At 68.2% G+C, this 12959-nt stretch carries 17 protein-coding genes; 14 read left to right on the forward strand and 3 right to left on the reverse strand.

Annotation, left to right across the window (positions count from 1 at the left end; translation table 11 throughout):
* Positions 1-167 precede the first annotated feature (167 nt).
* Together ACFWBF_RS07445 and ACFWBF_RS07450 are read left to right on the forward strand one after the other, a co-directional pair.
* Complete coding sequence (locus ACFWBF_RS07445) at positions 168-578, forward strand: GntR family transcriptional regulator (RefSeq protein WP_385596641.1); 411 nt, start codon at positions 168-170, stop codon at positions 576-578.
* A gap of 27 nt (positions 579-605) precedes the next feature.
* Positions 606-1169, forward strand: a complete 564-nt coding sequence (locus ACFWBF_RS07450; RefSeq protein WP_385596645.1) for an HD domain-containing protein — start codon at positions 606-608, stop codon at positions 1167-1169.
* Here ACFWBF_RS07450 and ACFWBF_RS07455 read toward each other — a convergent pair.
* Positions 1162-1632 (reverse strand): NUDIX domain-containing protein, encoded by a 471-nt coding sequence (locus tag ACFWBF_RS07455; RefSeq protein ID WP_385596647.1) that lies wholly within the window; start codon positions 1630-1632, stop codon positions 1162-1164. The two genes, ACFWBF_RS07450 and ACFWBF_RS07455, sit on opposite strands and share 8 nt — an antisense overlap.
* On the reverse strand, positions 1629-2375 hold the full coding sequence (locus tag ACFWBF_RS07460) for a helix-turn-helix domain-containing protein (protein ID WP_385596651.1): 747 nt from the start codon (positions 2373-2375) through the stop codon (positions 1629-1631). The genes ACFWBF_RS07455 and ACFWBF_RS07460 overlap by 4 nt, the downstream gene beginning before the upstream one ends.
* Positions 2376-3152: 777 nt before the next feature.
* On the opposite strand from ACFWBF_RS07460, the gene ACFWBF_RS07465 reads away from it, so the two are divergent.
* The 7 genes from ACFWBF_RS07465 (at position 3153) to ACFWBF_RS07495 (ending at position 8842) form a co-directional block, all read left to right on the forward strand.
* Positions 3153-3455, forward strand: coding sequence for a hypothetical protein (locus ACFWBF_RS07465; RefSeq protein ID WP_385596655.1), 303 nt, complete (start codon positions 3153-3155; stop codon positions 3453-3455).
* Entirely contained in the window at positions 3452-3640 is a 189-nt protein-coding gene (locus ACFWBF_RS07470; RefSeq protein WP_385596658.1) for a hypothetical protein, read from the forward strand. The genes ACFWBF_RS07465 and ACFWBF_RS07470 overlap by 4 nt, the downstream gene beginning before the upstream one ends.
* Positions 3637-4281 (forward strand): GGDEF domain-containing protein, encoded by a 645-nt coding sequence (locus ACFWBF_RS07475; RefSeq protein ID WP_385596661.1) that lies wholly within the window; start codon positions 3637-3639, stop codon positions 4279-4281. Before ACFWBF_RS07470 ends, ACFWBF_RS07475 begins: the two co-directional genes overlap by 4 nt.
* Complete coding sequence (locus tag ACFWBF_RS07480) at positions 4278-5156, forward strand: DUF2637 domain-containing protein (protein WP_385596664.1); 879 nt, start codon at positions 4278-4280, stop codon at positions 5154-5156. The genes ACFWBF_RS07475 and ACFWBF_RS07480 overlap by 4 nt, the downstream gene beginning before the upstream one ends.
* A gap of 237 nt (positions 5157-5393) precedes the next feature.
* Positions 5394-6500 carry a tyrosine-type recombinase/integrase gene (locus ACFWBF_RS07485; RefSeq protein WP_385596667.1) on the forward strand — a complete coding sequence of 369 codons (1107 nt, stop codon included), beginning with the start codon at positions 5394-5396 and terminating at the stop codon, positions 6498-6500.
* A gap of 2 nt (positions 6501-6502) precedes the next feature.
* A complete protein-coding gene (locus tag ACFWBF_RS07490) occupies positions 6503-6841 on the forward strand; it encodes a helix-turn-helix domain-containing protein (protein WP_385596669.1) in 339 nt (112 codons plus the stop codon).
* A 12-nt stretch (positions 6842-6853) separates the two neighbouring features.
* Entirely contained in the window at positions 6854-8842 is a 1989-nt protein-coding gene (locus ACFWBF_RS07495) for a hypothetical protein (protein WP_385596672.1), read from the forward strand.
* A 42-nt stretch (positions 8843-8884) separates the two neighbouring features.
* Here ACFWBF_RS07495 and ACFWBF_RS07500 read toward each other — a convergent pair whose 3' ends face one another.
* Complete coding sequence (locus ACFWBF_RS07500; RefSeq protein ID WP_385596675.1) at positions 8885-9241, reverse strand: hypothetical protein; 357 nt, start codon at positions 9239-9241, stop codon at positions 8885-8887.
* A 125-nt stretch (positions 9242-9366) separates the two neighbouring features.
* On the opposite strand from ACFWBF_RS07500, the gene ACFWBF_RS07505 reads away from it, so the two are divergent.
* From ACFWBF_RS07505 to ACFWBF_RS07525, 5 genes are all read left to right on the forward strand, one after another.
* On the forward strand, positions 9367-9699 hold the full coding sequence (locus ACFWBF_RS07505) for an RRQRL motif-containing zinc-binding protein (protein WP_385596782.1): 333 nt from the start codon (positions 9367-9369) through the stop codon (positions 9697-9699).
* Between the two features lie 29 nt (positions 9700-9728).
* Entirely contained in the window at positions 9729-10019 is a 291-nt protein-coding gene (locus ACFWBF_RS07510) for a hypothetical protein (protein ID WP_385596678.1), read from the forward strand.
* A gap of 97 nt (positions 10020-10116) precedes the next feature.
* A complete protein-coding gene (locus tag ACFWBF_RS07515) occupies positions 10117-12339 on the forward strand; it encodes a cell division protein FtsK (protein ID WP_385596680.1) in 2223 nt (740 codons plus the stop codon).
* Between the two features lie 176 nt (positions 12340-12515).
* Positions 12516-12731: a hypothetical protein gene (locus ACFWBF_RS07520; RefSeq protein WP_385596683.1), complete on the forward strand. Its 216-nt coding sequence runs from the start codon at positions 12516-12518 to the stop codon at positions 12729-12731.
* Positions 12732-12755: 24 nt separating this feature from the next.
* Entirely contained in the window at positions 12756-12950 is a 195-nt protein-coding gene (locus ACFWBF_RS07525) for a hypothetical protein (RefSeq protein ID WP_376499184.1), read from the forward strand.
* Positions 12951-12959: the final 9 nt, after the last annotated feature.

The following is a 12959-nucleotide window of genomic DNA, read 5'->3' on the forward strand; positions in this document are numbered from 1 at the left end:
GCCTATCGCGCTACCGTGCGCGGCGCGACGCCGGTGCCCTCCCGCCTCACGAGAGGCCCTCGGCGAGAAGGCTTCGGCATGCGAAGCTGGACTGGGCCAATCGCTTTACCCGAAGGCCGCTGAGGAGGGGAGCCCAAGTGCCGCAGGCCAGTCCGCGAGGTACGTACTTGCAGATCGCAGAGGTTCTGCGCGCGAGGATCGCCGAGGACGTCTATCGGGACGGTCTGCCGTCGGAGGCTGAGATCGGGCGAGAGTTCGGCGTGGCGCGCACGACCGTCCGGCGGGCACTCCACGCGCTGGAAGACGCCGGGGACATCGCGACCGTCGCGGGAGTAGGCCGGCAGGTCTCCGGAAGCAGCGCCCAGGTTGCGCCGTACGAACAGATCATGAGTGACCTGTTGACTCAGATCCGGGAGGGTGCACTTCCGGCTGGCGCTCGACTCCCCAGCGAGGCTGTGCTCGCGGAGACCTTCGGAGTGTCGAGGGGCACAGTGCGCCGAGCCGTACGTGAACTCGAAACGGCTGGGTACGTCAGAGCACAGCACGGGGTTGGGCGGTTCGTCAGCCCGACCCCCTGAATCGAGATACCCCGGAGGGAACGGACTGTGAAGCTGGCCAAGTGGGCGCACGACCTTACTGAGTCACTGCTCGCCGAGAGCCTTCCGCGGCGGTGGGCTCACTCGCAGCAGGTGTACGCCCAGGCCCTGACCTTGGCGCCAGCCCTGGGGGCTGACGCGGAACTGCTGGCAGCGGCAGCAATCGCGCACGACGTCGGCTATGCCCGGGAAGCCATGGACACGGGACAGCACATGATCGATGGCGCCCGGTATCTCCGCGACGTAGTCGGAGCCGATGCTCGCCTGTGCAGCATCGTGGCCTTCCACACCTCATCCCCCTGGGAGGCCGCCGAGCTGGGCCTCTCCGAGACGCTCGCCGAGTTCGGGCCCGCAGAGCAAGGGCTGGTGGACGCGATCACCTACTGCGACCTGACCAGCAGCCCGACAGGACACCTTGTCGACCCCGCCGCGAGGCTGGTGGAAGTGCTGGACAGGTACGGACCCGAGCACGTCGTCTACCGCGCGGTCTCGGCAGCGCGTCCCGAGCTGCTGGCCCGTGTGCACCGCGTCCGGCAGCGCAGGGCCGAGGCTGCGCAGGAGAAGATCAGCTGATCCGAGGGACAGGTGAGCCGCGGAAGCCCTCTTCTAGGCGCAGCCTGGTGGTGGGCGACATGTCGAGTGAATCGACTTCGGCGCGAGGAACCCACCGGACTTCGAACGATTCTGAGCTGACCTTGATTTCGCCGCTGAGCGGCCGGGCCCTGAAGCAGAGCGAGAACTCCTGACGGACCTCACCATCCGAGAAGGCAATGACGTGCCCGGGGTCGGTGAAGATACCGACCAGGCCGACGACCTCCACAGAGATCCCGGTCTCTTCCAAGACCTCCCGTACGACTGTTCCGGCGATGTTCTCCCCGACTTCCTGGACGCCGCCGGGCATGCCCCACCGCCCGTTGTCCGAGCGGCGTTCCAGGAGGACTTCACCTGCGTCGTTGAGAACGAATGCGGTCACCGCCGGCACGATGCTGTTGGCCTTGGGCGCGGAGGGGTCATTGAAGTAGTCGGTGCGGCTCATGCTTGCCCTTCGATGGAAACTGCTTCGCTCCAGACCTTCTCGAAGCTCTGCTGATATGTCGAAACGAGCTCGGCGCCCGTCACCTTCCTGAGATGGAGTACCGGGGCCATGGGGGCGCTGACCCCGTAGACCTGGGTGTTGATCAGCCACTCGTCGTCTGACCGGTACAGCGAGTTGTGAAGAGTTGACCGGTGCAGACGGAATTCGATGCCCGGCACGGAGTAGAGCGGACGGTAGAGCTTCATCACTTCGCGCACCTTGTACGCGACGCCTTCACCGATCTCCTCCTCTTCGCCCCGGCGCTGGATCTCTGGGCTTTGCGGGTCGCCGAGGAGGATTCGTGCCCGGACCCCGGAGGCCGCCTTCAGTCTGAGCAACTGAGTCCATCGCGGGTTCTCTGCGAGGAACACGCCAGCGTGTACCAGGATGCCGATCTCTCGTTCGGCCCTGCCGAAGAGCTGTAGCCAGAGATCCGCTGGAACGTAACAGCGGTGCGGATAGACCTTCAGGACCTCTGCGTCAGCGGCATCCTTCCGCTGCCCGTCAGGTAGCCCGTCGGGCCACAGGTACGCCTCATCCTCGCGCAGATGGGCCGAGATGGTGAGGCGGTGTTTGCGGTACGGCGCACGCCCCTGTGTGATCCATCGTTCGACGGTCTTCGGGTCCACCCCGACATGCTCCGCCATGGCCTCTACGGTCACGCCGTTCGACAGCATGGCGGACCGCAAGCGCTCGTTAGCCATCCTCACCCCCAGGGACGTCCAGGGACGTACTTGCCCCACGGAACGGTACCGAGGACGTCCCAAGTCGTCCAGGGACGTGGTGACTTCGTCCCAACCTCCGGCGGCACTCTGATGTCACGCCACAGCGACTCCCAAATCACGAAGGGCTTGACAGCCCGGACCGAGCGGGCCACTGTGAGGTACATGCTCAAGCATGTATCGCTTTGGCGGTGCGTGCGGCTTTGCCCACAACTCCACAGCGTGATCCACCGCATTACGACGACCGTGACGACGCCGGCCGAGGCGAGTGGAGACCAGCCGACCGAGAACGGGCCCGCGTCACAACCGGGCCCCACACCCCAGCAGGGGGACACGCCATCGGCTCTAAAGAACCACCCGGCCGACATTGGGCCGCCACGACATCCGGAGACAGGGACCGCCTCCGGATCGAGCGGTGCCGGGTGAAGCCCAGTCTCCCCAGCATTCCCCCCCCCCCCCCCCGACAGAGGAGTCGCCGTGAGCCGCTTAAGACCTTCGGCCGCCGCCGCACTGGACCGGTGCTGCGGCGATGCCCTTCGCGTCCCCCTGATCCGCCGCGTGAGCGCACCGGAAACGCCGGTGATCCACGGAATCAGGTCACCCGCGCAGCTGTAGTGCTGCGGCCGGTTGCCTCCTCCGCCCGTCTCGTACGGGCGGGGCTGAGGGGAGCCGGAAGTTCGACTTCGTCCCCGGGGCTGGTCGCCTCTCGCCAAAGGACCGCGACCGCCTCGGCATCCCTTCGACATCAGGAGAACAGCGATGCGTACGTACATCGGCGGCCAGGAGGCCGTCAGCGTGAATGAGTTCATCGAGCTGGCCCTGGGTACCCCGCTGGAGCTGTGGCTCGGAGTGGAGGGCGAGAGCGAGGAGGAGCGCGCGGCCCGCTTGGACGCGGCCCGCGACATCCGCGCCGAGAACCCGGACCTGCCCGACGACGTGAGCCGGATCGCCGCGCAGGTGATCGAGGTCAACGCTCCGGAGCTGTTCAACGTCGTCCCGCTGATGCGACGGCCCGCCGGCCGTCGCCCGGCCCGCAAGGGTGGCAAGGGGGCTGCGGCATGAGCGCCACCACTCGCCGCAGCCTCGACCAGTACCTGATCGGGGCCGGTTCGCTGACCGTGCTGGTCGGGGTACTGGGCGCCGTAGCACTGCACGACGCGTGGCTGCTGGTTGCCGCAGGGATCGGCTGGTGCGTCCAGCACGTCGGATGGGCCCGCCACAACCGCCGGATCGGCGGTGCGGCATGAGCCACACCCTCACCGCTCTGTCCGCGGCACTGCCGCTCGCGGCCGGATGGTCCCTGCACAGCCTGCGCCTGCGGCGCCGGATCGAGACCGCCCGACGCGACCCCCTTACCGGCCTGCTGACCCGCGACGCGTTCGCCGAGCGCGCCGCGACGAGGCTGACCCAAGGGCGGAGCGCGGTCTACGTCATCGACCTCGACCGGTTCAAGGAGATCAACGACACCCACGGCCACGCGGCCGGAGACGCGGTACTCCGAGCCACTGGGCAGCGGCTGAGCCGCTGGGCCGCCGATAACGCGGGCACGGTGGTCCGCCTCGGTGGGGACGAGTTTGCCGCAGTGGCCCCCGTGTTCAGCCGCGAGGACCTGCCCTGGACGCTGACCGAGCTGACCCGCTCGCTCGAAGAGCCCGTTCATACCGATGACGACCACACGTTCACCGTGGGCGCCTCCATCGGTGCGGTCGCCTACGACCCGGCCACCGACACCGCCGACGTATCGGCGCTCCTGCGGCTCGCTGATGAGCAGATGTACCGGGCCAAGCGAGGCGGGGCCCCGTGGATGAACGCTCTGACCCTCACCCCGGAACAGGGCACGGTCAACGGCCGCCGCGCTGGCCGCCGCGGAACGGGGGCAGCAGCATGAACCGCACCGCAAAGACCCTGCTGGTTGCCGCTCTGGTCGGCGTCGTGGGGATGGCCTTCCGGGTGTCGTGGAACGCGCTGCGGGATGTGGCACGGTCCATCGGCGCGGACGCCACGGCCGCGACGCTGTACCCGTTCGTTGTGGACGGGCTGATGGCACTGGCCTTGGTCGCCACGCTCGTCCTCACCGACGATGCCCGCAAGTTCGCCCTGCGGGTCCTCGCTGGGTACACGATCGCCTCGCTGGTCCTGAACTACGTTCACGGGCTGGTCCCGGCACTGCACTCGGAGTCGGTGGACTGGAGCAGGCTGGCCGACTGGGACCCGGCGAACTGGGCCCTCGTACTGCTGGCCACATCCCTGCCGGTCGGCTCCATCTACTTCGGTTCGGACCTGGTGGCCAAGGTGCTCCACCACCGCCCGGAGCCGCCGGACGCTGACCCGTACGAGGAGCGTGCGGGGCACCCCGCACAGCACCCGCACACCCCGGACGCGATCAAGTTCGACCGCCCGCACACCCAGGTCCCGGACGCCCCCGCTCTGCCCGTTCCGGGTGAGCACCCGCAGCTCACGGCCCGTGCGGCCGGTGTGTGGGCGGAGCGTCCGCACACCCCGCACGCCGTCCCCGAACAGTCTCCGTCCACGGACGAGGAAGCGGCGCGGCAGGCCGCGTACGAGGAAGCGGAGCTGGAGCGGATGCGGCAGGACGCACGGCGTACGTACGGCGAGTCCGTACAGGCCGCACGCCCCCTGTCCGCCCGCGCGCTTGGCGAGGCGTACGGCATGAGCGAGTCCTGGGGCCGCAAGCAGATCCTCGCCGCCCGCGACGATGCCGACCGCCCGCACCTGACCGCCGTTCCCGCCGGAACCGGCTGATGGCCACGCTGCCAATTGGAGTTCACGCGGGTTCCCTCGCGATGCGTCTGCCAGAAGGAGCGCAAGTGGGGAGGTGGGGGTGCCTCTATCAGGCTTCCTCTCTGCCTGTGAGGTCTTCGCAGTAACTGGCAGATTCTGCGAGTACGGCCACTAACTTGCGATGCCATGCAGGATTCAGGAAGTCGCCGCCGTCTGACGCTGCTGACTGGGCAAACGGAGGACTGCGACGCACGGGGCTTGGCTGAGGCCGAGGACCGGGGTCTGGCCGATGTCCAGATACTCCAGCGGCGGGCCGCCGCACAGAGCGATGCCGTCGATGAGCAGGGCTTCTACCTGGAAACCGTGTCGGAGTACCTGTGGGCCCGCGACGTCGCCGGTCTTGCTCCCAGCACCCTGGAGAACCTGGTCAGGCCGGTGCTGGAGCTGTGTTCCTTCTACGACCTGGTGCCGTGGCAGCTCACTCCACGGCATGTGGACCGGTTCTACACCGGTCCGGGACGCCGGGCCCGTTCGACGGTTCGGAGCAAGCTGACCAAGCTCGACAGCTACTTCGCCTTCCTGGAGCAGCGTTACGCAGGCGAGATCGCACGCCGCTTCGGCGCGAGGGTGGAGTCACCGGTCGACACGTTCAACAGGCCGGTGCACCGCGGGGACTTCGGATTGCGCATTCCTCCTTCGCAGCGAGCGCTGGCCGAGTGCTTCTCGAAGTGGCGGGTGTCGCTTCCGTCAGCACGTAAGTATCCGGTGGCCGTACGCGACTACGTGATGGCGAAGATCGCCTATATCTCCGGTGTCCGGGCGAGCGAGCTCTGCGCGGTCCGTCTCGGGGATATCCACTGGGAGCTTGGCCAGTGGGGCCGGTTCGTGGTCCAGGGCAAAGGGGCCGGCGGGTCGGGCAAGCGCGAACGGCAGGCATACCTCTTCGAGGAGGGGCGTGAACTGCTGTGGTGGTACATCGAGGACGTCCGTGGCCTGTTCAGCGACGACGCCCTGGACCCGGCCGCACCGCTGTTTCCCTCGGAGCGGCGGCCGCGGGCGGTGGCGGACCTGAACATCTCGGTGGGTATGCCGGTGCGTCCTGATGCGTTCCGCAAAGCGCTCAAGACTGCTGGAAGTCTCTACCTTCCAGGCCCGGTGACCTGCTTGTTCCCGCATCTGCTGCGGCACGCGAGGGCGACGCACCTCTACGAGAGCGGCATGGCGCTCTGGGATGTGCAGAAGGTCCTCGGCCACATCTGGGCCAGTACGACGGTCGGCTACCTCTCGACCGTCCAGGCTGATCCCGAACTGGCGAGTCTGCAGTCCGCGCGCCGGGCGGTCCGGCGTTTGAGCATGGAGGCATAAGGGTGAAATGGAACCTGCGGATGGTCGCCGCCCAACGGGATATCTGGCGTCCGACTCAGTTGCAGACGGCTCTGGCCGAGGTGGGCTTCACGCCCTCGCTGAGCAAGGTCGCGGCGTTGTGGAGCGGGAAGCCTGTGACGGTCAGGCTGGAGGACCTGGACAAGATCTGTGCGGCTCTGGACTGCACCGTCGCGGACCTGATGCAGGCCGAGCCCGAGCCGCACCTCGCCGCCCGGGAGCAGGAGGAACGCAGGGTGGCCGGCGCCCGGCCGGACCGGGGTTCTGCGGTCCGGCCGGTCCCGGGCACGGGCCGTGGTCCGCGCGGCCTCCCGCCGAACTGAGATCAGGACTCGATGCACTGGCGTCAGCGGGTATTCCGTTTCCCCGAGCTGCCCATACCGGACGGCCACTGGCGGCCCTTGGCGCTGGAGCCACAGGCGCCGCTGGTCCGTGACGATCCACGGGTCTGCCCGGCACAGGTCCACGGCCAGATGTCCTGGCCGGCACCACCGCGGGCACTGAGTGTCGATCACGCACACCGGATCACGGACCGGGACTTCCCGGAGCTACCCGCTCTGACTCCCGTCATCGCGCAGATGGCGGCCGAGCGGAACCTGAGCGACGCCTGGGAAAGGCTTGCCCTCCACATGATCCGCCTCGCGCTCGCCGTCCGGGAGGCCGACCGAGTCCTGGTGAGCGAACAGGACATCGCTCAACTGCCGCAACTGCGCGGACCCGTGGTGGAGATCTTCCGCCGCGCGGGTCTACTTCTCCGACGCCCGAACGAGTGGCACCTCGCGCTTCACCCCCAACCGCCGGCGGTCAGCTGCGGGCACTGCCTGTCCTGGTCGGGAACCACCGCGAAACTGTGCTCTGCCTGCAAGAACTGGCGACGCTCCAGCCAGAGGGGACCCTGCCGACGCTGCCACCGGACGCTGCCTCTCTCCCTGGGACGCTGCCGCCGCTGCCGCGTCGTCGAGCTGGAGCAGACGCTGGCCGACCCCCCGATCCCTGACCAGCTGTGGTTCGGCGGCGACATCGACATCTACGTCAACAAGACCGGCCGGGACCTCAACACTGCGCGGGACCGGCAGGCTCAACAGCGCCGAGCAGAGCTTCGTTACTGGCCCCAGCACCTGATCGACCCCGCCCAGATCGAACTCTTCCCCGCACCGGAGAGGAACTGGAAGGCCATCGCGAACCCGGGCCTGCTGAGGATCAGCGAACCGGCGCAGGCGATCGTCAGCGAGCTCGACCGGCTCGCCCGCGACCAGGCATGGTCGAGCGCCACCCGCAAGAAGAGCCTTCGCACCCTCCGGGTTCTCCTGGCCTGGCTCGGCACCACGACTGCGATTCTTGAGCGCGATGTCGTGGGCGTCGGTGATCTCTCAGAGCACTACAACACCGTCCGGGTCGCCGGATTCCTGCAGACCAAGGGCATGCTGGCGTTCGATTCGGACACCATCGGCACCCACGAGGCATCGGTTCACCGATGGGTGGACCAGGCACCGGCCCAGTTCCAGGCAGACCTCCATACCTGGATAGCCGTGCTCCGGGGCCGCGGCAGACGCCCCTCCCCGCCCATGCGCTGGGGCACGATCCGCGGTTACACCCTTCACGTCGTTTCCACCCTCGGCACCTGGGAGCATCTCGCCTCGCTGGGCGAAGTAACCGAGCAGGAAGTGAAGACAGCAGCCGTCAACTACTCGGTGTTCACCTCACTGCGTTCGCTGTTCCGGGCCCTGCGACGCGAGCGCCGGATCTTCCGCGACCCGACCAGAAACGTGCACCTCACCACCCCGGTGAGAGTCCCCCGGCCGATTCCGGCGGACCGCCTCAAAGGCTTGCTCAACCTGGCCGGCGGCGCCAAGGACCGGCTTGCCCTGGTCCTGATGGCTGTCTACGCGGTCCGTCCCAAGCAAGTCGCCGAAATCCTCATCGACGACCTCGACCGGTCCACAGGAAGACTACGAATCCGCAGGCCAAACCGGCCCGATCACGTGATCTGCCTTGACGAATTCGCTCTGCAGCTCGTCAAGGAATGGCTGGTCGAACGACACCACCGGTGGCCTTTGAGCACCAACCCCTACCTGATCGTCAGTCCTCTCACCGCCTTGCACATCGATCATCCAGCCGTAGGGATCTCCAACTTCTCAACGCTCCGCGACCGCATCGGCATCAACTTCACCCAACTGCGACAGGACAGGTTCCTGGACGAAGCGCGCGAGACAGCCGACCCGGTCAGGCTGATGCGCTTGTTCGGGATCACCTCCTACACCGCGATCCACTACGTCCGCACCGCCCACCCCGAACGCTTCACAATCGACCCCACCCAGGCCTAGGCGCCGCTAAATTCGGTGCTGGTGGCGAACTGACCGAGATCATTAAGGCCTGAGCTTGTTCAGCTGAGGATCGAAGCAGACCAGGCCCATGGACCGCGCAAGGCCAGCCGCGAAGCCGGACGCCTCCTCCGCCATGCTCCAGCGCATCGGAAAGTAGATCAGTGAGCCACGGGCTTCGCCGATCAACGGACCAGTTGACCACGGCGAAGTGTCGTCGTCGTCTTCGGTGAGATCGCACCAGCGCTCAAGAAGTCCGGCGACGTATTCCCTGATGCGCTCAGTCGGAGGCTCGTCAGTCTCCGACTCTATGAGGCGGTCGTAAAGATCGTTAAAGACCCGACCAGCGGTCTTGTCGTCCGCCGGGCGTGCGCCTTCCCATACAGCCAAGTCGTAACTCATGCCCGCGAGGCTTTCACAGAGCACTGACACCAGCTGAGCCGGGCGAACCCGCGTGCCTCTCCGGGTGTTGCCCATCCACCGCCAGCGCGTTCCCGACCCGGTGGCATTCAGATTCTGCGAACCCGCTGGTTTCCGTCTACCCGTGGCGCCTCGCCCCGGACGGACTGGCCACCCGCCGTCAGCTTCGCGCTGCCGGCCTGCGCCCCGGCGGTCAGGACGTCGTCGCCCAGCTGGAACGGCCCCGCTACCGGCGCGGCTTGCTGATCGCCTTCCTCTACCGGGTCGAGCTGGCCCGCCCGGTCCGGCCGATGACCCCGGCCAAGGCCGCCGCGCTCACCAAGGCGAACACGGCCCGCCGCACCTGCCCGACCTGCCGCCGCGACGCCGGTTACGTCATCCCGGCCTCGCTCGGCATGTGCGTGCCGTGCGCCTACCCCGAAGAACAGCGCGTCGCCTGAACCTCTCGGACCAATCCAGGAGATCAGCCATGAGCACCGCTACCAAGACCCTCAAGGCGCCCGTCGACGTCGACGCTGAGCGCCGCGAAGCCCGCAACCAGCGCCGCCGGGAGCAGCGCCGCGCCGAGGCCCGGCAGCGCAAGGCCCGGCACGCCGCGTTCGAGCTGTGCGCCTGGGGCGCGTGGGACGGCGACCGCCCCCGCGCCACCGCCGCTGACGTGGCCCGCAAGGCCAACGCGATGTACAGCGCCTACCTCAAGGGCGACGACATCACCGTCCAGGAGGGCGCCGACGCGCTCGCCTGGGCCATCAGCCTCTGACCAGCACAGACCCGTGTCACACGGGGCCCGGACGGTCGGCCGTCCAAAGCGCCGTCCGGGCCCCCTTTCCCAACTCCACAGAGGGAGCAGACCCATCGTGTCTGAGATCCACGTCATTGAGCAGCCGGACGAAGAGCCGGACAGCACGGAGAACTCCACGGGGTCGGCGTCGGTGCTGCCGTTCCCGACCAAGAGCAAGGCCGCCCCGCTCGCCCCGGGCGAGGCGAAGCCGGGAGAGTGGGAGGCGGAACTCCCCGACGACACCCCGGACGACGACGGGACGGTCGCCGAGGGCGATCCGGTGGACCCGCCCAAGCATGAGTTCCCGCCCTCGATCGCCGAGGTGATCGAGGCCAAGGACAAGGCCCGCCGGCCGGTGCTCCCGGACTGGCTGACCAGTGCCAAGCAGCGGGCGGCCGTCGCGAAGTGGGCGGCTGGCCACTACGGCAAGAGCAGCGCCTACCACCTGGTGCGGACGCCGGTGTACTCGGCGAAGCTCATCGCCTACGCACCCCGCGGCGGGTTCCGCTGGATCGGTGCGACCGGCCGTTGGGTCTCCGACGCCGAGGGCCTGCCCGTCCGCCTCGCGGCCGTCCGCACGGAGGACGCGGGCGAGTACCTCAAGCTGTCCCGGCAGCGGGACGCACGGGTGAAGCTGCGCGGCATCATCGCCACCCTGGCCAGCGTGATCGGCCTCGGCGCGGCTCTCGCCATGTGGGTGCTGGCCCCGGCCTGGTTGCTGACCCTGGCGCTGATCGCCCTCACGGGCGCACTCGGGTGGGCGGGGACGCCGGCGGACCGGCCGCTGATCGACGCGGCCAAGGTGAAGTTCCGGCACCGCAAGCTGACCTCGGACATCGTCACTCGCGCGTTCCTCGCCGCCGGGCTCACCAAGGCGGATCAGGGCATCGCGTTCCCGCAGCCGATCCGGCAGGACGGCGACGGCTGGCGGGTCGTGGTCGACCTGCCGTACGGCAAGACGTTCTCCGACGCGGTCAAGAAGCGTGACGCGCTCGCCTCGGGTATCGACGTGGCCGAGACGCAGGTGTTCCTGGACCGCGATACGACCAGTTCACGCCGGGTTTCCATGTGGGTGGCCAACCGCGACCCGCTCGCCGTTCCGACCGGCCGCACCCCGCTGCTGGGCGCGGACCGGGTGGACTTCTGGAAGCCGTTCCCGTGGGGCCGCGACGAACGCGGCGTTGAGGTCGAGATCAGCATGCTCTGGCTCTCGCTCCTGGTCGGCGCCGTACCGCGGCAGGGTAAGACGTTCTCCGCCCGCACCATCGCCCTCGCCGCAGCGCTGGACCCGTACGTCCGCCTGTACGTGTTCGACGGCAAGGCGTCCCCGGACTGGCGGAAGTTCTCGATGGTCGCCCACCGGGTCGGCTTCGGCACCGTCCCGCAGAGCGGGGTGGACCCGGTCATGCACCTGGTCAACTCGCTTCAGGAGCTCAAGTCCGACGTGGAGGACCGCTACCACCGGCTCTCCGAATTGCCCCTGCACGTCTGCCCGGAGGGCAAGCTCACCCCGGCCATCTCGCGGGACAAGAAGTACGACATGCCCCTCGTGTTGTTCGTCGTGGATGAGGTGCAGGAGTACCTGATGCACCCCGTCCACGGGAAGACCATCCTTGACCTGCTGGTCTTCCTCGCCCGCGTTGCCCCGGCGGTCGGTGTCTCGGTGATGACCGCGACTCAGAAGCCCGACGACACCGCCTGCCCGTCCGTGCTCCGAGACCAGCACCAGGCCCGCTTCGCCCTGCGCGTCGGCGCCTACCAGGTCTCGGAGACCATCCTCGGCGCCGGATCGTACGGCGAGGGCCTGGACGCCTCCCGGCTCCTGAAGTCCCACAAGGGGGTCGGCCTGCTCAAGGGCATGTCGGATGACGCCGGGATCGTCCGCACCTACCTCGCCGATGGCCGCGACGCGGAGACCATCCTCACCCGCGCCCAGGCCCTGCGGCAGGCGGAGGGCACGCTCACCGGCGACGCCGCCGGGGAAGCGCCGGCCGATGCCGCGCTCGCCACGATTCTGGACGACATCGCCGCGGTCATCGGCAAGGGCGAGACCAAGGTCTGGTCCGAAACCATCGTGGACCGCCTCGCCCAGCACCGGCCCGAGGTCTACGGGCCGTGGGCCGAGATGGAGCCCAAGCCCAAGGCCGAACAGCTGACGGCAGCGCTCAAGCCGTACGGCATCGGCACCGACCAGATCGGCCGCCGCATCGACGGCAAGACCGTCAACAAGCGCGGCATCGAGCGCGCCCACATCGCCAAAGCGATTACGGAGCGCGACAAGAAGCGGGACGCGAGCTAGCCCCAAAGGGTCGCTAGTGCTAGCGGCAGACGTCGCTAACGCTAGCGACCCCGCTAGCGGCCCATACCGCACCTGATCTGGCCGCTAGCAGGTAGTGGCCCACCTGCGAAAACGCCGGAATCCCGCTCTGGAGGCCTCTTGTGACCCTCTCCCTGCTCGCTATCACCCTCTTCCTGTTGCTCACGTTCAGTTACATCGGAGTGTGTGCGGTCTCGCCGTTCGGCCGCTGCCGCAAGTGCAACGGACTCGGCTTCGCCCTCACCCACGACCGGAAGGGCAAGCCCAAGCGCGGCAAGCACTGCCGCCGCTGCGACGGCCACGGCATCCGCATACGCACGGGCCGCCACCTCTACAACCTGTGGGCCCGCACCTACCGCAACGGCACCCGCTGACCCTCTCACCGATTGGAGCCACCCATGGCGTTCACCATCTCTGCCGTCCTGCTCTTCGGCATCGCCTCGTTCTTCGTCCTCAAGGCCAAGGCCGCCGGCGCCGGAGCCGCGATCGTCCTGTTTCTCTTCGGGTTCTTCACCGCCGGGACCGGCGCGTACGAGCCCATCACCAACCTCGTGAAGTCCGCCGCCACCGCCCTCACCGACATCGCCGAGTAGGAGACCCCG

The sequence above is a fragment of the Streptomyces sp. NPDC060028 genome (assembly GCF_042736725.1).
GTDB lineage: Bacteria > Actinomycetota > Actinomycetes > Streptomycetales > Streptomycetaceae > Streptomyces.